This is a genomic window from uncultured Polaribacter sp., assembly GCF_947501385.1.
Taxonomy (GTDB): domain Bacteria; phylum Bacteroidota; class Bacteroidia; order Flavobacteriales; family Flavobacteriaceae; genus Polaribacter.
On record NZ_CANMVP010000028.1, the window covers coordinates 40,874 to 62,796 of the forward strand.

The 21,923-nt window shown below is 31.5% G+C and carries 23 protein-coding genes; 9 read left to right on the top strand and 14 right to left on the bottom strand.

The genetic code is table 11. The features are described 5' to 3' along the window. The first annotated feature begins 6 nt into the window (after positions 1-6). The 5 genes from Q0998_RS16200 to Q0998_RS16220 all read left to right on the top strand — a co-directional run bounded on the left by Q0998_RS16200 (position 7) and on the right by Q0998_RS16220 (position 4,958). Positions 7-675, top strand: coding sequence for a M15 family metallopeptidase (locus Q0998_RS16200; protein WP_299671718.1), 669 nt, complete (start codon positions 7-9; stop codon positions 673-675). A 78-nt stretch (positions 676-753) separates the two neighbouring features. After that, entirely contained in the window at positions 754-1,428 is a 675-nt protein-coding gene (locus tag Q0998_RS16205; RefSeq protein WP_299671720.1) for a hypothetical protein, read from the top strand. A 124-nt stretch (positions 1,429-1,552) separates the two neighbouring features. Next, positions 1,553-2,542: a pyruvate dehydrogenase (acetyl-transferring) E1 component subunit alpha gene (pdhA, locus tag Q0998_RS16210; RefSeq protein WP_299671722.1), complete on the top strand. Its 990-nt coding sequence runs from the start codon at positions 1,553-1,555 to the stop codon at positions 2,540-2,542. A gap of 3 nt (positions 2,543-2,545) precedes the next feature. Further along, entirely contained in the window at positions 2,546-4,207 is a 1,662-nt protein-coding gene (locus tag Q0998_RS16215) for a pyruvate dehydrogenase complex dihydrolipoamide acetyltransferase (RefSeq protein ID WP_299671724.1), read from the top strand. 64 nt (positions 4,208-4,271) lie between these two features. Further along, positions 4,272-4,958 carry a GNAT family N-acetyltransferase gene (locus Q0998_RS16220; RefSeq protein ID WP_299671726.1) on the top strand — a complete coding sequence of 229 codons (687 nt, stop codon included), beginning with the start codon at positions 4,272-4,274 and terminating at the stop codon, positions 4,956-4,958. Positions 4,959-5,016: 58 nt separating this feature from the next. Here Q0998_RS16220 and Q0998_RS16225 read toward each other — a convergent pair whose 3' ends face one another. The 3 genes from Q0998_RS16225 to Q0998_RS16235 all read right to left on the bottom strand — a co-directional run bounded on the left by Q0998_RS16225 (position 5,017) and on the right by Q0998_RS16235 (position 7,583). Next, complete coding sequence (locus Q0998_RS16225) at positions 5,017-5,754, bottom strand: DUF6263 family protein (protein ID WP_299671728.1); 738 nt, start codon at positions 5,752-5,754, stop codon at positions 5,017-5,019. Between the two features lie 126 nt (positions 5,755-5,880). Further along, entirely contained in the window at positions 5,881-7,209 is a 1,329-nt protein-coding gene (locus tag Q0998_RS16230) for a dihydrolipoamide acetyltransferase family protein (RefSeq protein ID WP_299671730.1), read from the bottom strand. Between the two features lie 188 nt (positions 7,210-7,397). Then, positions 7,398-7,583: a hypothetical protein gene (locus tag Q0998_RS16235; protein WP_299671732.1), complete on the bottom strand. Its 186-nt coding sequence runs from the start codon at positions 7,581-7,583 to the stop codon at positions 7,398-7,400. A 159-nt stretch (positions 7,584-7,742) separates the two neighbouring features. Between Q0998_RS16235 and Q0998_RS16240 the strand changes: the two genes are divergently transcribed. After that, entirely contained in the window at positions 7,743-8,318 is a 576-nt protein-coding gene (locus tag Q0998_RS16240) for a YceI family protein (protein ID WP_299671734.1), read from the top strand. A 15-nt stretch (positions 8,319-8,333) separates the two neighbouring features. Continuing rightward, positions 8,334-9,590 carry a hypothetical protein gene (locus Q0998_RS16245; protein ID WP_299671736.1) on the top strand — a complete coding sequence of 419 codons (1,257 nt, stop codon included), beginning with the start codon at positions 8,334-8,336 and terminating at the stop codon, positions 9,588-9,590. Positions 9,591-9,677: 87 nt separating this feature from the next. Here the strand turns inward: Q0998_RS16245 and hemF are convergent, their stop codons facing one another. From hemF to hemA, 11 genes are all read right to left on the bottom strand, one after another. Continuing rightward, positions 9,678-10,589, bottom strand: a complete 912-nt coding sequence (gene hemF, locus Q0998_RS16250) for an oxygen-dependent coproporphyrinogen oxidase (protein WP_299671759.1) — start codon at positions 10,587-10,589, stop codon at positions 9,678-9,680. 738 nt (positions 10,590-11,327) lie between these two features. Next, positions 11,328-11,516: a coproporphyrinogen III oxidase gene (locus tag Q0998_RS16260; RefSeq protein ID WP_299671761.1), complete on the bottom strand. Its 189-nt coding sequence runs from the start codon at positions 11,514-11,516 to the stop codon at positions 11,328-11,330. A gap of 253 nt (positions 11,517-11,769) precedes the next feature. Beyond that, positions 11,770-12,258 (bottom strand): hypothetical protein, encoded by a 489-nt coding sequence (locus Q0998_RS16265; RefSeq protein ID WP_299671737.1) that lies wholly within the window; start codon positions 12,256-12,258, stop codon positions 11,770-11,772. 2 nt (positions 12,259-12,260) lie between these two features. After that, on the bottom strand, positions 12,261-13,286 hold the full coding sequence (gene hemE, locus Q0998_RS16270; RefSeq protein WP_299671763.1) for a uroporphyrinogen decarboxylase: 1,026 nt from the start codon (positions 13,284-13,286) through the stop codon (positions 12,261-12,263). Positions 13,287-13,396: 110 nt separating this feature from the next. Beyond that, the gene (locus tag Q0998_RS19415; RefSeq protein WP_366943665.1) at positions 13,397-13,528 is read right to left on the bottom strand and encodes a GxxExxY protein; all 132 of its coding nucleotides are present in this window, start codon (positions 13,526-13,528) and stop codon (positions 13,397-13,399) included. A gap of 74 nt (positions 13,529-13,602) precedes the next feature. Further along, entirely contained in the window at positions 13,603-13,773 is a 171-nt protein-coding gene (locus Q0998_RS19420; protein ID WP_366943666.1) for a GxxExxY protein, read from the bottom strand. 138 nt (positions 13,774-13,911) lie between these two features. Beyond that, complete coding sequence (hemL, locus tag Q0998_RS16280; protein ID WP_299671739.1) at positions 13,912-15,207, bottom strand: glutamate-1-semialdehyde 2,1-aminomutase; 1,296 nt, start codon at positions 15,205-15,207, stop codon at positions 13,912-13,914. Between the two features lie 64 nt (positions 15,208-15,271). After that, positions 15,272-16,267, bottom strand: coding sequence for a PDDEXK nuclease domain-containing protein (locus Q0998_RS16285; RefSeq protein WP_299671741.1), 996 nt, complete (start codon positions 16,265-16,267; stop codon positions 15,272-15,274). Positions 16,268-16,333: 66 nt separating this feature from the next. Continuing rightward, on the bottom strand, positions 16,334-17,299 hold the full coding sequence (hemB, locus tag Q0998_RS16290; RefSeq protein ID WP_299671743.1) for a porphobilinogen synthase: 966 nt from the start codon (positions 17,297-17,299) through the stop codon (positions 16,334-16,336). Between the two features lie 83 nt (positions 17,300-17,382). Continuing rightward, entirely contained in the window at positions 17,383-18,978 is a 1,596-nt protein-coding gene (gene hemC / locus Q0998_RS16295; protein ID WP_299671745.1) for a hydroxymethylbilane synthase, read from the bottom strand. A 10-nt stretch (positions 18,979-18,988) separates the two neighbouring features. Continuing rightward, positions 18,989-20,224, bottom strand: coding sequence for a glutamyl-tRNA reductase (hemA, locus tag Q0998_RS16300; protein WP_299671747.1), 1,236 nt, complete (start codon positions 20,222-20,224; stop codon positions 18,989-18,991). Between the two features lie 205 nt (positions 20,225-20,429). On the opposite strand from hemA, the gene Q0998_RS16305 reads away from it, so the two are divergent. Next, a complete protein-coding gene (locus tag Q0998_RS16305; protein WP_299671749.1) occupies positions 20,430-21,314 on the top strand; it encodes an AraC family transcriptional regulator in 885 nt (294 codons plus the stop codon). Between the two features lie 32 nt (positions 21,315-21,346). Further along, positions 21,347-21,847: a TrmH family RNA methyltransferase gene (locus Q0998_RS16310; protein WP_299671751.1), complete on the top strand. Its 501-nt coding sequence runs from the start codon at positions 21,347-21,349 to the stop codon at positions 21,845-21,847. Positions 21,848-21,923: the final 76 nt, after the last annotated feature.

The following is a 21,923-nucleotide window of genomic DNA, read 5'->3' on the forward strand; positions in this document are numbered from 1 at the left end:
AATCTTATGATTAAAAAAATAATTATCCTTTTTATTTTTAGTTTTTTTATTAGTATCGAAGCCCAATTGCCTAAAGGATTTGTATATTTAGAGAATGTTGATTCTTCAATAAAAGTCGAACTAAGATATTTTTCTAACAATAATTTTATCGGAAAACCAATAGAAGGGTATCAAAGCAATTGTTTAATCTTAACTGAAGAAACAGCAAAATCTTTAAAAAACATTCAACAAACACTGCAAAAAAAAGGATTGAGTCTTAAAATATTTGATGCCTACAGACCACAACAAGCTGTAAATCATTTTGTAAAATGGGCAAAGGTTTTAGGGGATACTTTAATGAAAAAGGAATACTATCCAAAAGTACCAAAGTCTGAACTTTTTTCAAGAGGATATATCGCCTCCAAATCTGGTCATTCTAGAGGTAGTACAGTAGATTTAACCATCATCAATTTAAACACAAAAAAAGAACTAGATATGGGCAGCCCGTATGATTTTTTTGGTGTTCAATCACATCCCTTTTATAAAAATATTTCAGAAGCGCAAAGAAAAAACAGGCTACTGTTACGAAATATCATGTTAAAAAATAATTTTAGACCTTACGAATTCGAATGGTGGCATTTTACCTTGAGAAATGAACCTTTTCGCAACACCTACTTTAATTTTCCTATAGATTAGTAAGTTTTAACAATTTCTAAACGCCTTCTTATTACAACGGCATTATATTTGCTTAGTATTTGTTAGAAAATCATCTAAATGAAAAATTCTTTTAAAATAATTATACTTTTAATTTTTGTACTTTCTTCTTCTTCACATCTTTTTTCTCAATTAGATAAAAGTAATGGTACTAAAGAAAAAGGTAAAATAAAGGCACTTGTTGTAAAAAACTCTAAAGCTACAGAAAAACCAAAATCTATAGCGTTAGACGGAAACGATGGCTTTAAAAAAGCATACGATAAAGAGCAAGAGAAATTAAAAAAGAAGCAAGAAGAAGATCAATTAAATAACAAAGGCATCATTACTCAGAAACAAATCAGTGAAGCCCGTTTTCTAAAAGCGTTCAAGAAAATAAATGGGCAGTATATCTATCCGAAAATAGACCAAGATTTAGGGAGTTTTAGAACCAATTCTAAAAGTGTAAATATCATTTGTAGAGATTTTCAATATCCTGACGGAGATCGAGTTACTATTATGGTTAATAACATTGCTGTTGTTTCTAATATACTGTTAACACAGCGTTACCAAAGTTTTTCAATTCCGCTAGAAGTTGGTTTAAATAAAATATCATTTGTTGCGCTTAACCAAGGTACTTCAGGTCCTAATACTGCCGCTTTTAAAGTGTATAATGATGCAGGCATGTTGCTCTCTTCAAATGAGTGGAATTTAGCCACAGATGCGAAGGCAACCATTGTTATTGCTAAGGATAAATAAGTATTCTCTAAATTTTGTATTAAAATACTCCTTTCCCATTTTTTTATTCATCCAAAACAGTTATTTTTGTAGCTCGATTATTAAATTTTAAGAAAAATAATCTCAACAAACAATTATTACTAGAATGAAAAAAATCACCAAACAAACCTATTTAGATTGGTACAAAGACATGTTTTTCTGGCGTAAGTTCGAAGACAAATTGGCTTCTGTTTACATTCAACAAAAAGTAAGAGGTTTCTTACACTTGTACAATGGGCAAGAAGCAATTTTAGCCGGTGCATTGCATGCGATGGACTTGTCTAAAGACAAAATGATTACTGCCTATAGAAATCATGTACAGCCAATTGGTATGGGAGAAGATCCTAAAAAGGTAATGGCAGAGTTGTTTGGAAAAGTAACAGGAACTTCTAAAGGAATGGGGGGTTCGATGCATATTTTTTCTAAAGAATTTCGTTTTTATGGTGGTCATGGAATTGTTGGTGGACAAATACCATTAGGTGCTGGTCTTGCTTTCGCAGATAAATATAAAGGAAATGACGCAGTTACACTAACCTGTTTTGGTGATGGTGCTGCAAGACAAGGTTCTCTACACGAAGCTTTTAACATGGCAATGTTGTGGAAATTGCCCGTAGTTTTTATTGTGGAAAATAACGGATACGCCATGGGAACTTCTGTTGGTAGAACTGCAAACCATACAGATATTTGGAAATTAGGTTTGGGATACGAAATGCCTTGTGGTCCTGTAGATGCAATGAATCCTATTAAGGTAGCAGAAGCTGTAGACGAAGCCATACAAAGAGCAAGACGTGGAGACGGCCCTACTTTCTTAGAAATGAAAACCTACAGATATAGAGGGCATTCAATGTCTGATGCACAACATTATAGAACCAAAGACGAAGTAGAAGAGTACAAGAAAATAGATCCTATTACACAAATAAAAGATATTATTTTAGAAAAAAAATACGCTACTCAAGAAGAAATTACGGCAATTGACAAAGAAGTAAAAGAAATGGTGAAAGAATGTGAGAAATTCGCAGAGGAATCTCCATATCCAGAAACGCAACAATTGTATGATATGGTTTATGAACAAGAAGATTATCCTTTTATAAGTTAAAATATGGCTACAGTTATAAATATGCCGCGTTTAAGTGACACCATGGAAGAAGGTGTTGTGGCGCAATGGTTGAAGAAAGTTGGAGATAAAATTGAAGAAGGCGATATTTTAGCAGAAATCGAAACCGATAAAGCTACGATGGAATTTGAATCTTTCCACGAAGGTGTTTTATTGCACATTGGTGTTCAGGAAGGTGAAACTTCGCCAGTAGACACCTTACTTGCTATTATTGGTGATGAAGGTGAAGATATCTCTGCTCTTTTAAGTGGTGAAGACGCTGCTGAAGAGAAAACTGAAGAAAAGCCAGACGCAAAAAAGGAAGAAAGCAAAGAAGAGAAATCTTCTGAAAGTTCAGATTCTAATGATGCTGCAAGCGCAGACCAAGAAATACCTGCTGGAGTTGAAGTGATTACAATGCCACGTCTTAGTGATACAATGACAGACGGAACTGTTGCTACTTGGTTGAAAAAAGTGGGTGATAAAGTTGAAGAAGGCGATATTTTAGCAGAAATTGAAACGGATAAAGCAACAATGGAATTTGAATGTTTCTATGAAGGAACCATTTTATACATTGGTGTTCAAGAAGGTGAAACCGCACCTGTTGATAGTTTATTAACTATTATTGGTCCTACAGGAACAGATGTTTCGGCAATTGTGGCTAGAGGCGTTTCAAAAGAAGATACATCTTCAGAAAAAAAATCAGCCCCAAAAACCGAGCAAAAAGAAGAAAATGTTGAGGAAACGAAATCTTCAACCGAAAATACAACAACACACAATACTGGCGGACGAATTTTTGCTTCTCCATTGGCAAAGAAAATTGCTTCTGACAAAGGAATCAATTTGGCCGATGTTTCTGGTTCTGGTGAAAACGGAAGAATTATTAAAAAAGATGTAGAAAATTATACGCCTTCTGCAAAGCCTGCGGAAACTGCTTCCAAAAAGGAAGCTACTACTCCTGCAATTCCATTTGCTGCAGCTGGTGAAGAAAAATCAGAAGAAGTTAAGAACTCGCAAATGCGTAAAGCAATTGCAAAATCTTTAGGGAATTCTAAATTTACTGCACCAGACTTCAGTTTAAATATTGAAGTAGATATGGACAATGCAATGGCTTCTAGAAAAACCATCAATGCAATTCCAGATACAAAAGTGTCTTTTAATGATATGATTGTAAAAGCTTGTGCAATGTCTTTGCAAAAACATCCACAAGTAAATACTTCTTGGACAAATGACAATACGGTCTATCACAGTCATATTCATGTTGGTGTAGCGGTTGCTGTAGATGAAGGTTTATTAGTTCCTGTTGTAAAACATACCAATCACATGAGTTTAACTCAAATTGGAGCCTCTGTTAGAGATTTGGCAGGAAAAGCAAGAAACAAGAAAATTTCTCCTGCAGAAATGCAAGGAAGTACGTTTACCGTTTCTAATTTAGGAATGTTTGGTATCGATAATTTTACTTCAATTATCAATCAACCAAATTCTGCAATATTATCTGTGGGTGCAATTGTTGAAAAACCAGTTGTTAAAAACGGACAAATTGTTGTTGGGAACACTATGAAACTGACTTTAACTTGCGATCACAGAACAGTTGATGGTGCTGTTGGAGCTCAATTTTTACAAACATTAAAGACATTTATAGAAAATCCTGTTACGATGTTAGCTTAAGATTTTCTTAAATATATTTTATAGAAAACCAGCGAAATTCGCTGGTTTTTATATTCTTATAAATATGAAACTATTAGAAGAAAAGTTAAAAAACCCTGTTTGGTATTCTTTAAATGAAACACATAAAAAATTTCTTATTGAATTTGATGGTGTACAATTCTACAATCCAGAAATAAATAATTTTGGTGCCTTTTTTGATACCACTAAAACTGCGAAAGCATTAAATGAATATGCAACAATTGCTGAAAAATTCTTTTTAGTTTCAGAAAATGAAACGCCATTAATAGATACTAAAAATGTAGTTCTAGAAAAAAAAATTGACGGTTGCCAAATGGTATTAGAGAATTTAGTTGCTATTGAAATTTCTGAAAATATCATACCTCTAACAGAAAAACATATCAATGAAATTTATGATTTAATCTGGTTGGTAATGCCTGGGTTTTATCAGAAAAGAGGCTTTGAAATGGGGAAATTCTTTGGGATTTTTAAAAATAAAAAACTAATTGCTATTTCTGGGCAACGTATGCAAACAGATGATTTTATTGAAGTTAGTTCTGTAGTTACACACCCAGCACACACTAGAAAAGGATATGCCAAACAGTTAATTTTTCACACCACAAAAGAAATTTTAAAAGAAAACAAACTGCCCATTTTACATACCAATAAAGGAAACAAAGCAATACCGCTTTATGAAAAATTAGGCTATAAAATTAGTAGAGATATGAATTGGTGGTTGTACAGTAGAAAATAATTCATAAAAAAACCAGCAAATTTCGCTGGTTTTTATATTAATAAAAATAAAATAAATATTACATTTTTTCCATTGAAGTGGTAATTTCCATCTTCATTTCCTGACCTTGAGCATTCATTACTGTATTTATAATAGACTTTAAAGTTGTGCCACTACTCTTATCAATTTCTAAATTACCTGTCAATGTTCCTTCAGCAATTCCAGACATTGTTCCCGTTGCTGATAAGACCACTATATTCGATTTAATTTCTTTAACAGTATAGGTTGTTTTTATGGTTACTCCTTGAGATTCTTTCTCATCCTTCCAAACACCTCCAACTTTTAATGCTTTTTCAGGAAATGAAATGGTTGTTTGAGTTTTAAATTGCTCTGCATTAGGTATTGTTGAAGGCGCTATGTCAACATTTATCACCTTTCCCATCTTATCAACCTTTGAGGTTATCACTAATTTTAACATCGGGTCTATCTGAGGTTTTAGCATTTTCCCCATTTCATCGATGTCTTCCTCTTTTGCAGAACTGTCATAAGCCATAAACATACCGCCTTGCATCATGTCCATTACAATTTTTTCTACTTTCATTTCTGATGTAAAAATACCATCATTCACCTCTAAAATTTCCATAACCATACTTGTAGAATTGTTCATTCCCATAGCTTTAGAATCTAAAGATTGTTTTGTTTTTACAATGTACTTATCGCCTTTATTATAATTCAATCTTAATTTTACAGATTCTTGAGCTATTGCAGCAGTTGTAGAAATAACCAAGAATAAGATTAATAATTTTTTCCTTTTCATAATTTTTATCATTTTAATTGTTTTTTATCTTGCTAAGATAAAAGTAAAATAGACAAACAAAAAACTTGAGTAACAAAAAACGCTCAGAAAGACTGAGCGTTATAATAATCTATTTATAAATTTTTCTTAAAAATCTTGATGTACATCCCAAGCTTCTAAGGTTTCTTTTAAGGTTTTAATAAACATGCCACCTAAAGCACCATTTACAACTCTATGATCGTAAGAATGCGATACAAACATTTTTTGTCTAATTCCTATAAAATCTCCATCAGGGGTTTCAATCACGGCAGGTACTTTTCTTATTGCACCTAAAGCCAAAATTGCTACTTGTGGTTGATTAATAATCGGTGTTCCCATCACAGAACCAAAACTACCAACATTTGTAACAGTATAAGTTCCGCCTTGAATATCATCTGGCTTTAAGGCGTTATTTCTTGCTCTATTTGCCAAATCATTTACCGCTTTGGTCATTCCGACTAAATTCAGTTGATCTGCATTTTTAATAACAGGAACAATTAAATTTCCGTCTGGTAAAGCAGCAGCCATCCCTAAATTAATATTTTTCTTTTTAATGATATGATCGCCATCAATAGCAATATTAATCATCGGATATTTTTTAATGGTATTTGCAACAGCATGCATTAAAATTGGTGTAAAAGTCAATTTTTCACCTTCTCTCTTAAAGAAAGCGTCTTTTACTTTTGTACGCCATTTTACAATATTTGTAACATCAATTTCTATAAAAGATTGCACATGAGCTGATGTTTGTACAGAATTGACCATGTGTTTAGAGACCAATTTCCCCATTCTAGTCATTTCTACTACTTCATCTTCTCCGTTAACAGAAACAGGTGCCGCTTTTTGAGTTTCTTTTTTAGCTTCTTTCTGAACTGGTTTTATTGTTTTTTCTTCAACAGTTTTCTCTTGAACAATTGCTGGTGAAGCACTTCTATTTTCTACAAATGATAAAATATCATCTTTTGTAACTCTGCCATCTTTACCAGTACCAGAAATCGTTTCTAAATCTTCGATAGAAATGCCTTCTTTTTGCGCAATATTTCTAACTAAAGGAGAATAAAATTTACCAGAATCTGACATTTTAGCAATAGGTGTAGCCACAACTTCAATAGCTTTTTCGACTGTTTTTTCAACTTCGGCAGCTTCTTTTGAAACTTCTTCTTTTTTAGAGTCACTAGAAGATGTATCATCGTCTCCATCTATCTCTATTATTGCAATGGTTTCTCCAACAGCTACCACTTCATCTTGTTGAAATAAAATTTCAACCAAAGTACCTTCTACTTCAGAGGGTACTTCAGAATCTACTTTGTCTGTAGCAATTTCTACAACAGCTTCATCTAATTCTATAGTGTCACCTACATCTTTTAACCAAGAAGTAATGGTTGCTTCTGCAACGCTTTCTCCCATTTTTGGTAATTTTAACTCGAATCTTGCCATTCCTATCAATTTTTATAGATTGCAAAAATACTAAAAAATGAATGACTTTCCACTAAGAAATGTGATGAAAAATAGTTTAGAAATTATAATTGTATTAAATTATTCGTAAAATTAAAAGCTAAAAAATAAGTTACTTTATAAAATAACTTATAATTTAACTTTTACTTTATTAAATCAACAATAAATAGTTAATTGTTTTTAATTCTTCTTTTTGATTTTTCTAATGCTAGTTTTGCGCGCTTTAATTCTCTCTCCGCACTTTCTAATTCGCTTTCTGCCCTATTCAATTCTCTTTCAGCATCGTCTTTGGCTTCTTGTTTAGAATCTGTACCCGAAATGGTATCTTTTAAAAGCATCCCAAATTCCTCTATCATATCTACAAATTTAGAATTTGCAACGCAAAAAAACGAAGCGTCAACCTTGCATTAACATAAGAAAAAAGAACGCTACAAAGAATTTTATAGAAGTATGATATTTGTCATTCTTTAAACATCAATTAAGCCATAATTTTGTTGTATCAAATAATAAAAAAAATGAAAAATAAATTTATCCTATTCACTATTCTACTAGGTTTTTTTGGAAGTATAACAGCCCAAAAAGTAACTGAAAATGTTATTCTGGGAATAAAAATACCAAGCACCGTTTTAATCAAGGGAACCTCTACACTACACGACTGGGAAAGTGTTGTTCAAAAAACTGATGTAGCATTTACAGTAAATAATCTAAACGATGTACATATTGAAACTTTAATTGTAGAAGTAGATGTTCTAAGCATTAAAAGTGGTAAGAAGGTAATGGACAAACTTACATACAAAGCTTTAAAAGCAGACGAATATCCTATCATTAAATTCCTCTTTAAAAAAGGAGAAATTATAAAAGAAGATGCAAATTTTATAGACATCAAATTAGTGGGAGATTTATCTATTGCAGGTGTTACTAAAAATGTTGCTGTGAATACAAAAATTAATAAACTAGGCGAATCTATCATGCTAAAAGGAGCACATAAACTAAAAATGACTGACTTTGGAATAACGCCTCCAAAAGCATTACTAGGAACTATAAAAACAGGTGACGAAATAACTATAGAATTTAATTTAACATTTGAATAATAAACACAAACAACCATGAAAAATCGAATTATTACAACAGTTTTCTTTCTGGCAATCACCATTGGTTTTCAGAATTTAGTGGCTCAAGAACTACAAAACTTTGTTCCAAGAGGTAAAGAAAGTCTTACTATTTTTGACCCAATGAAAGACGATGTGCCTTTTGATAAATTAAAAGTAAGGATTGGAGGTGCTTTCGCGCTACAATTCCAAGGTTTGAACCATAGCAATGATTTAAATAACTTAATTGAATTGGGTTCTGATTTTAATTTACCAACAGCAAACATGACTATTGATGCTCAATTAGCAGACGGTTTGCGTGTAAATTTAGAATTGTACTTAGCTTCTAATCACCATCATGAAACTTGGGTAAAAGGAGGTTATTTACAAATTGATAAATTAGATTTTATCTCAAAAGGATTGTTGTCTAATTTTATGAGAAACGCCACCATAAAAGTTGGTCAAATGGAAAATAATTATGGTGATGCGCATTTTAGAAGATCAGACAACGCAAATGCATTTAACAATCCGTTTGTTGGAAACTATATCTTAGATGCTTTTGTAACTGAAGTGGGTGCAGAATTATATTTTGTGCATAACAACTTTCTTTTTATGGGAGGATTTTCTAACGGAAAACTTAATCAAGATGTAACACATCCAGATGCTACAACACCTGCAATTATTGGAAAAATAGGCTATAACAATCAAATAAATGAAGATCTAAGAGTTCGACTTACGGGTTCTTTTTACCATTCTAATAAATTAAGAAGTGTGTATTTGTATTCTGGAGACCGAACAGGTTCTCGTTTTTACAATGTAATTCAAACAGTTGATGAGGATGCAGATTTTAGAGCGGGTAGATTTAATCCTGGATTCAAATCAGAATTAACAGCATTGATGTTGAATAGTTTTATTAAATATAAAAAATTAGAATTTTTTGGAACTTATGAAAATGCAAATGGTGGAGACAGCGCCACCAATTCTGAAAGTAGAACTTGGAATCAAATAGCTGGAGATGTGGTTTACAGATTCGGATATGATGATCGATTTTATCTAGGTGCTAAATACAACACGGCAAGCGGAAAATTGCTAAATACCGATGCTAAAAAAGTAAGTATCAATAGAGTTGAAGCAGGTTTCGGTTGGTTCTTAACAAACAATGTGATGAGTAAACTTATTTACGTAAACCAAGATTATAACGATTTTGATGCAGCGAGTAAATATGCAGGAGCTAATTTTAAAGGAATTGCATTTGAAGCGGTAATTTCTTTCTAAAAAATTATTAAAAAGAGACTGTTTAAAAAATATTGGTTTATTCTATTGAATGAATATAAAATACTTTTTAAACAGTCTCTTTTTTCATTACTCGATCCAATCTCTAGGGTTTTCCAAAACTTTTAAAAGTCTTTCTTCTTCAGAATTTTCTTCTGGATGATGATCATATTTCCACTGCACAATTGGTGGTAAACTCATCAAAATACTCTCAATTCTACCGTTTGTTTTTAGACCGAAAAGCGTTCCTCTATCATGTACCAAATTGAATTCTACATAACGCCCTCTTCTTACTTCTTGCCAATCTTTGTGCTTTCTTGTATATTGAATTTCTTTTCTTTTCTGAACAATAGGCACATAACTTTCTAAAAAGCTATCTCCAACCTCTGTTACAAAGTTGAATCTATCTTCAATTGTAAATTCTGATGTTTCTTTTAAATAATCGAAGAACAAACCTCCTATTCCACGTGCTTCATTTCTATGAGTATTCCAGAAATAAGTATCACAAGTTTCTTTAAATTTTGGATAAAATTCAGCGTTGTGCTTATCACAAGCTAATTTACAAACGGTATGAAAATGCGTTGCATCCTCCTCAAACAAATAATAAGGTGTTAAATCTTGTCCACCACCAAACCATTGTGTCACAATTTCACCTTGCTCGTTATACATTTCAAAATAGCGCCAATTTGCGTGTACAGTTGGCACAAAAGGATTCTTAGGATGTAAAACCAAACTCAATCCGCAGGCAAAAAAATCACCTTCTTTAACCCCAAATTGATTTCTTAGAGCTTCTGGCAATTCTCCAAAAACTTTGGAAATATTTACACCACCTTTTTCAAAAATTGCTCCATTTTCAATTACGCGAGTTCTTCCTCCGCCACCTTCTGGTCTTTTCCAAAGGTCTTCTTCAAATTTTGCACCTCCATCAATTTTTTCTAATTGAGAGGTAATGGTGTCTTGGAGGTTTTCTATGTATGAAAAAAACTTGTCTTTTAGCGAAATTTTATTTTCCTGCAAGGTTTCAAAAACCTTGTAGGTATCTTTTTCTCCTAAAATTTCAAAACTTTCTGCAAAGTCTTTTTTCGGACCTTTTAGGTATTCTTCTTTATTTTGAAAATTTGTGTGTGTGTAAACAAAGTTATCTACACCTTCAAATAAAGAAATCACCGCATTTACATCTACTAAAATAGCATTGTTAGAAATAATTTTGCTGTAAGATGAAAAGTTATATTCCGAAAAATTATTTACTAAATTATGATTTTCAGGATTTCTATGAATATAAATTATAGTGTTTCTTAAATATTCTTTATCCTGAATTCTCTTTATTTTGAAGTGTTTTTCAAATAAACTTCCTGTTCTTCTAGTACTTTTATTAAAAGCTTTTGCATACGCATTAAAAAAATTAGAAAATGCTTGTGTAACCTCCTTATTATCAATGTTTATTTTTACTAAAAAATGATAATGATTATCTAATAAGCAATAAGAGAAAAAAGTAACTTTTTCTTGCATATACTTAGATGCTAATTTTAAAAAAAAATGTTTATTTTCTTCGTTATTAAAAATATTACTACCATTAATACCTCTATTATAAACATGATAAAAACCGTCTTTTTCTAAAATTTCTAACTTCATTTTAAATTTGGATTTAATTATTTATTATACCTACAAGGTTTTTGAAACCTTGCAGGAGGTTAAAAAGGAACATATTATTAAAGTTTAAAAAAACAACAAAACTTTTCTTCATAACTTTTGCTTATAGACAAGTGCGTTAGCGATTGAAATAGCATCCTTTTTAAAAATTGCTCCATTTTCAATTACACGAGCTCTTCCTCCACCATCTTCTGGTCTTTTCCAAAGGTCTTCTTCAAATTTTGCACCTCCCTCTAATTTTTTTAATTTTGAAGTAATGGTATTTTGAAGATTTTCTATGTATAAAAAAACTTGTCTTTTACCAAAATTTTATTTTCCTACAAGGTTTTAAAAACCTTGTAGGTATCTTTTCTGCTAAAATTTCAAGACGTTCTACAAAGTCTTTTTTCGAAACTTGTAAGTATTCTTCTTTATTTTTAAAATTTTTATGCATTAGATAAAATTAAAATGTTCTATATATGTATAAAACTGAACTTTCATTATTAAACTTTAAGTCTTTAAAAAATTTGTATAAATAGATGCTGTTTGTAATTTAATTTTCTAAATAAATTAAGTTGTTTTCAAGATTTTTGAGGTCAGATTCTTTTCTTACTAAAACAGCATTCGAAAGCTCACTTTTTAATAAAATAACAAACTCATTTCTTGATTTTGCCCCCCATTCTCTAAACTTTTTTCTTCCAAATGCGTTGTTATGTAGATCCATCAATTCAGCCATTCTTTCATTTGGAGAAAATTCTTCATGCCAATCTGTAATTTTTTTTGTCCAGTTTAAAACAGCATCTATTTTAGTACTAAATTTTATACTTTGATTTGCTATTAATAAATTCCATAGCGCATGGCGGAAAGCATTTGCTTTGTTATGTTCTCCGTGTATATAAGGAAATTCTTTTTGAGCAATCTTCATGGTTAAAAATGTAGCTCTAATAGTTGCAAACATAAATATAGGATGTTTTACAAACCATACCGATAAACTGGCAATCTGGTCATATTTCAATCCTTTAAGAATGTTCCAAAAGTTCATGGTTATGCTTTATATTCTTTTACAGCATCTACAAATGCTTTTGCATTGTCGATTGGAATGTTTGGTAGAATTCCGTGCCCTAAATTCACAATATATTTATCCTTCCCAAAGTCGTTAATCATTTGATGCACCATTTTTTTAATTTCTAATGGTGGAGATAACAATCTTGAGGGATCAAAATTACCCTGTAACGTAATATTTCCACCCGATAAATAACGTGCATTTCTTGCAGAACATGTCCAATCTACACCCAAAGCAGAAGCTCCTGATTTTGACATTTTATCTAAAGCAAACCAACAACCTTTTCCAAAAGCAATTACTGGAGTAATCTCTTTTAGAGCATCAATTATTTGCTGCATGTATTGCCAAGAAAATTCTTGATAATCTACTGGAGATAACATTCCTCCCCAAGAATCAAAAATCTGAACAGCATCCACTCCAGCTTCAACCTTTGCTTTTAAATAAGCAATGGTTGTATCTGTAATTTTTTGAAGTAAAGAATGCGCTACAATCGGATTTGTAAAACACAATTCTTTGGCTTTATCAAAGTTTTTAGAACCCTGACCTTGCACACAATAACACAAGATTGTCCAAGGTGAACCCGCAAAACCAATTAGTGGAATATCATCATTTAACTTTTCTTTGGTTGCTTTGATCGCTTCCATAACATAGCCCAATTCTTGATATACATCAGGAATAATCACTGAATCTAAATCTTTTTGATTCCTGATAGGATTTGGTAAATAAGGTCCAAAATTAGGTTTCATTTCCACTTCGATATTCATGGCTTGTGGTATCACCAAAATATCGCAAAATAGAATCGCTGCATCCATTCCGTATCTACGAATGGGTTGCACTGTAATTTCGGATGCCAATTCTGGAGTTCTACAGCGTGTAAAGAAATCGTACTTTTTCTTGATTTCCATAAATTCTGGTAAATACCTTCCTGCTTGACGCATCATCCAAACGGGTGGTCTATCTACTGTTTCTCCTTTTAATGCTCTTAAAAATAAATTGTTTTTTATCATCATAATTAAACGCAGAGGCGCTAAGTTTTTTTTGCAGAGTTCGCAAAGGTTTTGCAACTATTTCTTAGCGTACTTTGCGCGCTCCTTTGTGTCTTCGCTGTTTTTTTTATTTATAAATTATTTACTACTCTTTTAATTCCGTGTTTTATTAAAGCAACGTTAAAATTGATTAATAACCCTAATTTACATTCTGACAATTTTAAATAGGTTAGAACTTGCGCTAAATGAACATTATTTATCATTTCAACAGATTCAATTCTACAATCACTTTGTCTTCAACAATTAAATCTATGCTATAACCTACATTTAATTTTACTTATTCGTAAATTAAAGGCAATGCTTTTTGTTTTTCTACTTTTAAATTTCTCTTTTTTAATTCATAAAACAAGCATTCTTCATAGGAACTTTCTAAAAGACCAGGACCTAAAGTTCGATGGACTTTTAGAGCACAGTCTACAATAATTTTAGAAATTTCGTCCTCAGTCATTTACCTTGATTTAAACGCAAAATTGCTATTTTTTTACCGCAGAGACGCAAAGTTTTTTCGCGAAGAGCGCAAAGCATGTATTATGCTTAAAAGGCCTTGCGATCTCTGTGCTTTTCTTTCCGTCTTTGCAGTTAATCTTTAATCTTTCATTTGAGAAACCGCCAACATTGCTTTATCAACCGCTTCTGCTACTTTTTTTATGTCTTTGTCTGTAATTGCTGATGACAAAAACCAAGCTTCAAATTGACTTGGTGGTAAAAACACCCCATTTTTTATCATTTCCCAAAAGAACACTGCAAACTTTTTTGTGTCTGATGATTGTGCTTCCTCAAAATTAGTCACCACATCTTTAGTAAAAAAAGGATTCATCATAGAACCGAATCTATTGACTACTAAGTCAACACTATATTTTTTAGCAGTTTCTAATAATATCACTTCTAAAATATGTGCCGTTTCATTAAATTGCTCATACGGATTTTGTCTTTTTAATTCTGTTAAAGTTGAAATTCCTCCTGCCATTGCAATCGGATTTCCACTCAACGTTCCTGCTTGATACATACCACCTAAAGGTGCCACTTCTTGCATGATTTCGTTTCTTGCACCATAAGCTCCTACAGGAAAACCACCACCAATTACTTTTCCTAAACAAGTGATGTCTGCGGTAACACCTAATAGTTCCTGCGCGCCACCAAATTTAGAACGGAAGCCTGTCATTACTTCATCAGCAATTAACAATGCTCCTTTTGTTTCTAAATATTTTTTTAATTTAATTAAAAAATCATTTTGAGGAATTACAACGCCCATATTCCCACAGATGGGTTCAATAATTACCCCAGCAATATCATCGTGTTTTTCAAAATGCTTTTTTACACTTTCTAAATTATTATATTCAGCAATTAACGTGTTTTTTACAGCTCCTTCAGGAACTCCTTTAGAACCTGGTAAACTTAAGGTTGCCAAGCCAGAACCAGCTGCTACTAATAATGAATCTTGATGCCCATGATAACAACCCGAGAATTTGATAATTTTATCTTTTCCTGTAAATGCTCTTGCCAAACGAACGGCGCTTAAAACCGCTTCTGTTCCAGAATTTACAAAACGAACTTTGTCCATTTCTGGAAAAGCATCGCAAACTATTTTGGCTAATCTTATTTCAGCCTCTGTAGATGCTCCAAAAGAATATCCTTTCTTTAAGGCCTTTTTAGCTGCTTTTTCTACGGCTTTATGGCGGTGTCCTAAAACCATTGGTCCATAAGACAGTACTAAATCTACATATTCATTTCCATCAACATCTGTAATTTTACTTCCTTTTGCTTTTTTTATAAACAACGGATTTCCACCCACAGAAGAAAAGGCTCTTACTGGAGAATTTACTGCTCCAACTAAGTGTTTTAATCCTTTATTATATAATTTTTCTGATTTTTTGAATTTCATTTATTTAAGCTTTTGGTAATCTACAAATTGCTATTTATTTTTTAGATAAAAACTAGTTGATTTCCTATTTATCTTCTAAAATATGTGAAATAGCTTTTGTAATTTCTTCCTTTTTTGGCAAATACAATTGATATTGACTTGCTAAAATAGTTGCATTTTTTTCTGGTAATGCAAATTCAACCATTGTATTATTTTTGTCTGTGCATAATAAAATACCAATCGTATTATTTTCTTCTTGTTGCTTTTCTGTTCTATCGTAATAATTAACATACATCTGCAATTGTCCTAAATCTTGATGTGTTAATTTATGAGTTTTTATTTCTATTATAACAAAACATTTTAGCAATCTATTGTAAAAAACTAAATCTACAAAATACTCATCATCCTCTATTTGTATGCGTTTTTGTCTTGATACAAAAGAAAAACCATTTCCCAATTCTAAAAGAAAACTCTGTATGTTGCTAATTAATAACTGTTCTAAATCTTTTTCGTAATAAGAAGCCTGTGGTTGCAAACCTAAAAACTCTAAAACCATAGGGTCTTTTATAATATCCTTTGGGTGTTCTACTATTGCTTCTTTTTTAGCGATTGCTAAAACTTTTTCTTTATCGTTACTTAACAATAAACGCTCATATAACTGACTATTTATTTGTCTTTCTAACTGTCTTGCACTCCAATTATTATTACAAGATTCTTCTATATAATAGGTTCTTTTATCTTCACTTTCAATACGAAGTAATAATCGATATTGTGTCCAATTCAATTGTGAACGCAGTGCGTTCATAATTGGAAAAGCTATAAAAAATTGTCTACAAAAATTAAGCTGTCTAAATGAAAAACCAGAACCAAAATCTTTAGTCAATTCTTTAGAAAGCGTTTTTATTAACTCTGAACCATAATCTGCACGAGTTTTTCCTTGCTGTTCTTCTTCCACAATATGATGACCAATATGCCAGTACATTAAAACACGTTGTTGCTGAATAGCAGTTACTGCGTGCTTTTGTGCATTTACTATTATTTCCCTAATAGCATTTATAAATGTTTGGGAAAGTAAAGTCATAATATTTAATGTTTATTTTTATTTGTTTAATTGTGTAATTATTGAACAATTACACGATTAAAAAGTTTAACGCTTCAGCAAAACCCTTGCTGCTTCCTTCGCAAAATACGTAATAATAATATCTGCTCCCGCTCTTTTCATAGAGAGTAAACTTTCTAGCATTACTTTTTCACCGTCAATCCAACCTTTTTCTGCTGCAGCTTTTATCATTGCATATTCTCCACTTACATTATAGCATGCAATTGGTCTATCAAAATTATTTTTTAAATCTCTAATGATATCTAAATAAGACAAGGCTGGTTTTACCATTAAAATATCTGCGCCTTCTTGATCGTCAAAAGTTGCTTCACGCATACCTTCATCTCTATTTGCAGGATCCATTTGATAAGTTCTTCTGTCACCAAAACTGGGCGCTGAATCTGCAGCGTCTCTAAAAGGACCATAAAATGCAGAGGCATATTTTACAGCATAGGCCATAATTGGCAAGTTTGCAAAACCTGTATTGTCTAAAGATTCACGAACCATATCAATTGTTCCATCCATCATTCCAGATGGTGCCACCATGTCTACTCCTGCTCTAGCGTGCGAAATAACCTGCTTTGCGATATTTACCAAAGTTGCATCATTGTCTACATCATTCTCATGAATAATTCCACAATGACCATGAGAAGTATATTCGCAAAAACAAACATCAGTAATTACATATAAATTGGGATACTTCTTTTTGATAAAGCGAATGGCTTGTTGCATAATTCCGTTTTCATTCCAAGTTTCTGTGCCTTCTTCGTCTTTATTTGATGGAATTCCAAACAATAAAACTGCAGGAATATTTAAAGAAACAACCTCATCTAATTCTTTCGAAATTCGATCCAAAGAGAAACGTTTGATGCCTGGCATTGAAATAATTTCTGTTTCAATATTTTCGCCTTCTTCAATAAATAAAGGATATACAAAATCATCTACAGACAATTTGGTTTCTCTTACTAATCTGCGGATTCCTTCTGTTTTTCTTAATCTACGAGTTCTAAACATTTCTAAAAGTTTATTGTCCGTTCGAGCGCAGTCGAGAACTAAATTAACCTCTCGACTGCGCTCGAGGAGACATTATTGAATATTTAATTTTCTAAATAATGGTTGTTCACCAATTCTAACACACTCTCTACATCTGGCATATTGGCAACTTGCACATTTTTAAAATGCTTTCTTGCTTCTAATGCGGTAGTTTCACCAATACAAAAAGCAGTTTTATCTGTTGCATTTTCTTGTAAATAACTTTCAATTCCTGAAGGACTGAAAAACAAAACGCCGGTAACATCATCTTCTATCTTCTCTGAGCTTAACATTGTTTTGTAGGCTTCTACTTCATTTACAACAATATCATGTGCTTGTAAATAGGTAGGTAAAACATCTAATCTTACGTTACTACAAAAATAGGTTACCTTTTTAATTTTAGTTTCTTTAGAAATATATTCTGCCAGTTTTAGGGCATTTTTTGAAACATGCGCAACTTTACCTATTCTGTTTTCAATCAGTTTTTTGGTTCTTCTACCAACACAAAAAATATTTTTGAATTTAATTTCATCTTTTGTAAAAGAGTTCAAAATGGCTTCTACCCCATTCTGACTCGTGATCACCACGTTTTCGTGTTGATTTTTCATTGCCTTTGCTGGAATTCTATTAAAACGAATTTTAATAAAATCGCTATCTTTAATTCCGATAGCATTCGGTAGCATTTTCTTCTGAATTTCAGATAATTTTTTAGTGGAATATACATTGCTTTTCACCAAAGATTCTCCTTCAATATCAGACATAATGATTTCTCGTCCGCCTCTATTGATAATATAATCTGCACAATCTTTCGCTAAAAATTTATGACTTCCTAATTTGGCTGTTTTCTTAACCGTTAATTTTTTAGAACCATCTTTTTTTAGCAAAACACCTGTGAAATTAATTTCTTCAGTTCTTGCATCAACATAAGCCAAAGCACCAATTGGAGCTGTACAACCACCTTCTAATAGCCTTAAAAACTCACGTTCTATACCTACACAAACTTTCGTTTCATAATCATTTAATTGTTCACAAGCATCTAAAACATAATCGTCTTTTTCTAAAGCGGCAATCATCATTGTTCCTTGTCCTGGTGCAGAAGTCATCCAAGATAAATCTACAGAATCTTGCGGTCTAATTCCTAATCTTTCTAAACCTGCAGCAGCAAAAACGGCTCCATTCCAAGTTTCGCTATCTTCTAATTTTTGCAAACGCGTATTTACGTTTCCTCTTAAATCTTCAACTTTATGCGTTGGATATCTGTTTAACCACATGGCTTTTCTTCGTAAACTTCCTGTTGCAATTATGCCTCCTGGTTGTCCGAAAAACTCTTCTGTATCTTTTAAGACTAAAATATCGTTATAATTTCCACGTTTTAAAACTGCAGCTTGTACAATTCCTTCTGGCAAAGCAGTTGGTACATCTTTTAAAGAATGTACGGCAATATCAATATCTCCATTTAACATGGCAATATCTAAATTCTTTGTAAAAATCCCCGTAATTCCTAATTCATACAAAGGTTTATCCAAAATAATATCTCCTGTAGATTTTATGGGAACTAAAACTGATTCGTAGCCTAATTCTGTTAATTTTTCGCGTACTTTTTTAGCTTGCCAAAGCGCTAATTGGCTATCGCGAGTTCCTATTCTTATTATTTTTTGCATTGAATTTTGGTTAAGATTGAAACACTTTTTGAATAACTTCAATACTTTCTGTAACAGAAGTTTCTTCGTCTTTTAAATGTTTTACAAACTGTGTGGTAATTTTTTGAATGAAACGTGAAGTTAAGATTTCTGCTTGATTTTCATCAAAATTACTAATTTTCTTTTTTTGAAAATTAATTTCATCTTTTTTAATAATCTCTAAAGATTCCTTTAAAGCAGCAATTGCAGGTGTAAATCTTCTGTGATTTAACCAACTATTAAATTCTTTTTTATGTGTTTCTATGATTTTTTCTGCAAACGGAACTTCTTTTAGACGAACAGCTAAAGTTTCATCCGTTATTTTAGAAAGTTCATCAACATTTACTAAAGAAACATCTTTAAAATCTGTAATATCTTTTGATACATTTTCTGGCATCGACAAATCTAAAATCAATAATTCTTTAGCATCATCTATATGATTCTTAGTAATTGTTGGTTTTTCTGCACCTGTAGAAACAATTAAAACATCTGCTTTTTTAATTTCATCAGATAAATTTTCTATCACAGATTTTCGAATAGAAGCATGCTCTTTTACAAATTCAGTTGTTTTTTCTTCTGTTCTATTGATTAAGCAAACAGATTTGTTTTGAGTATATTCTGCTAAGTTTTTACAAGTATGTTTTCCCATTTTACCCAAACCAAAAACTAAAATATTTTTAGAATTGTAGTCTGGTAAGTTTTTTATGATGTATTGAACCGCAGCATAGGAAACTGAAGTAGTTCCTGAACTTAATTTTGTGTCGGTTTTAATTTTTTTGCTCGCTTGTAAAACACAGTTTACCAAACGCTCTATATAAGAATTAGTCGTTTTTAACTGTTGTGCCATCTTAAAAGATTGTCTTAGTTGACCAACAATTTCATAATCGCCTAAAATCTGACTTTCTAAACCTGTACCAATTCTAAATAAGTGACTAATGGCATCTTGGTCTTTATAAACGTTAGAAATCGTATTAAACTCTTGCACTGTGCCTTCAGAAAAATCGCATAGTAATTCTATTAATAAACAAGGACGATTTACAAAACCAAATATCTCTGTTCTGTTACAAGTTGAAATTATAAAAATAGAAGCAATGCCTTTTTCTTTAGCTGCATTTAAAAGTGCAGTCTGGTTTTCTTTAGAAACTGAGAATTTGCCACGCGTTTCTGCGTCGGCCTTTTTATAGCTAACTCCAATATTATAAAAATGTTCTTGTTGTAGTTCCTTCATAAACGGTAAAAGATGTTGCAAAAATAAAAACAACAAACACAAAAAAGTATCGCTTAAAGAACTTTTAATAACGTTCTATGTTTTTTAATGATATTTTTATCAAAAAACTTGTAAAAAACCTTATTTTTGTAGCGTTTACGAGTAATAACATCATTTTAATATAGAATGATTCTAAATAAAAGGAATTTAAAAAATTCATTCAATTATGTTTAAAAATGTCGGAGAAAGTTCTTTTGATGAAATTACCTTAGAAAAAGGTTTTTATGTTCTTCATTTTCAGAATGAAAGCAAAAAGAAAATAAATTTTGAACGAGAAATAGACAGCGCTTTTATTCAAATGCATTTCTGTTTGCGTGGTAGTTCTAAATTTTTATTCAACGACGGTTCTTATTCTTTTGATGTTTTAGACAACAGATCTATTTTATTATACAACCCGCAAAGAACATTACCCATTCATCTAGAAATTCAACCTAAAACCACATTGGTTTCGTTATTAATTTCTATTGAGAAATTTCACTCGTTGTTTTCTAAAGAATCTGGGTACATTCCTTTTTTAAGTGATGAAAATAGCAATAAAAAATATTATGACGATACGGAAATAAAACCTACTGTTTCTATTGTTTTACAGCAAATTATCAATTCTAATAGTAATAGTTCTATTCGGGAATTGTACGTAAAAGGTAAAACTTACGAATTGTTAAGTTTGCATTTTCAAAAAGAAGAAAGTGCTGCTGGTGAATATTGTCCTTTTTTGGTGGATGAACAAAATGTATTAAAAATTAGAAAAGCGAAAGAAATAATTATTTCTAGAATGTCTGAACCCCCAAGTTTGCAAGAATTAGCAAACGAAATTGGTTTGAGTTTAAAAAAATTGAAAGAAGGTTTTAAACAAATTTATGGTGATACTGTTTATAGTTTTTTGTTTGACTACAAAATGGAACATGCCCGTAAATTGTTAGAAAGCAATCAATTTAATGTAAATGAAGTTGGTTTGCAAGTCGGCTACAGTACAGCGAGTCATTTTATTGCTGCATTTAAGAAGAAATTTGGTACAACGCCTAAGAAATATGTAATGAGCTTGCAAGGTTAGAAGTTAGAAGTTAGAAGTTAGAAAAAAATAAATTGAAACAACTCACACATTTCGATATAGAAAATAAGCAACAACAATTTCCAATTACCATTGTTTGTGACGCCATTAGAACACCAGAAAATATAGGAATGTGTTTCCGAATTTCTGAAAGCTTTGGTGTTGAAAAAATCTATTTCCATGAGAATTCACCTTCAACTGAAAATAGAATTGTTAAAAAAACTGCGAGAAATACAGTCAATCAAATTGAACATGCAGTTTATAGTGATTTTACGGAAATCATCAATAAATTAAAACAAGAAGAAAACACAATTATAGGAATAGAAATTACTGATAAAAGTATCAATATTCAAGATTTCAATTTTAAAAATCATAAAAAAATCGTATTACTTTTAGGGAGTGAAAGAAACGGAATTGAAAATATTGATTTGGTAGATTATACCGTTGCAATACCTATGTTTGGCAGAAACTCTAGTATGAATGTGATACATAGTTTGGCAATTACACTGTATGAAATTACAAATCAAATGAAATAGTTTGTCATCCTATGTTTGCAAAAGGATATGGATTAAAGTATTTATATTAGATAGATATTAATAAAAAGGAGAAAGA

Coding starts and splice junctions, on each gene's coding strand:
- Q0998_RS16285 (WP_299671741.1), bottom strand. CDS start 16,267: ATGACTTTACTTTCCCAAACATTTATAAATGCTATTAGGGAAATAATA.
- pdhA (WP_299671722.1), top strand. CDS start 1,553: ATGAAAAAAATCACCAAACAAACCTATTTAGATTGGTACAAAGACATG.
- Q0998_RS16230 (WP_299671730.1), bottom strand. CDS start 7,209: ATGGCAAGATTCGAGTTAAAATTACCAAAAATGGGAGAAAGCGTTGCA.
- Q0998_RS16245 (WP_299671736.1), top strand. CDS start 8,334: ATGAAAAATCGAATTATTACAACAGTTTTCTTTCTGGCAATCACCATT.
- Q0998_RS16305 (WP_299671749.1), top strand. CDS start 20,430: ATGTTTAAAAATGTCGGAGAAAGTTCTTTTGATGAAATTACCTTAGAA.
- hemB (WP_299671743.1), bottom strand. CDS start 17,299: ATGTTTAGAACTCGTAGATTAAGAAAAACAGAAGGAATCCGCAGATTA.
- Q0998_RS16205 (WP_299671720.1), top strand. CDS start 754: ATGAAAAATTCTTTTAAAATAATTATACTTTTAATTTTTGTACTTTCT.
- hemA (WP_299671747.1), bottom strand. CDS start 20,224: ATGAAGGAACTACAACAAGAACATTTTTATAATATTGGAGTTAGCTAT.
- Q0998_RS19420 (WP_366943666.1), bottom strand. CDS start 13,773: ATGACTGAGGACGAAATTTCTAAAATTATTGTAGACTGTGCTCTAAAA.
- Q0998_RS16220 (WP_299671726.1), top strand. CDS start 4,272: ATGAAACTATTAGAAGAAAAGTTAAAAAACCCTGTTTGGTATTCTTTA.
- Q0998_RS16200 (WP_299671718.1), top strand. CDS start 7: ATGATTAAAAAAATAATTATCCTTTTTATTTTTAGTTTTTTTATTAGT.
- Q0998_RS16265 (WP_299671737.1), bottom strand. CDS start 12,258: ATGAACTTTTGGAACATTCTTAAAGGATTGAAATATGACCAGATTGCC.
- hemE (WP_299671763.1), bottom strand. CDS start 13,286: ATGATAAAAAACAATTTATTTTTAAGAGCATTAAAAGGAGAAACAGTA.
- Q0998_RS19415 (WP_366943665.1), bottom strand. CDS start 13,528: ATGATAAATAATGTTCATTTAGCGCAAGTTCTAACCTATTTAAAATTG.
- hemL (WP_299671739.1), bottom strand. CDS start 15,207: ATGAAATTCAAAAAATCAGAAAAATTATATAATAAAGGATTAAAACAC.
- hemC (WP_299671745.1), bottom strand. CDS start 18,978: ATGCAAAAAATAATAAGAATAGGAACTCGCGATAGCCAATTAGCGCTT.
- Q0998_RS16240 (WP_299671734.1), top strand. CDS start 7,743: ATGAAAAATAAATTTATCCTATTCACTATTCTACTAGGTTTTTTTGGA.
- Q0998_RS16235 (WP_299671732.1), bottom strand. CDS start 7,583: ATGATAGAGGAATTTGGGATGCTTTTAAAAGATACCATTTCGGGTACA.
- Q0998_RS16215 (WP_299671724.1), top strand. CDS start 2,546: ATGGCTACAGTTATAAATATGCCGCGTTTAAGTGACACCATGGAAGAA.
- Q0998_RS16225 (WP_299671728.1), bottom strand. CDS start 5,754: ATGAAAAGGAAAAAATTATTAATCTTATTCTTGGTTATTTCTACAACT.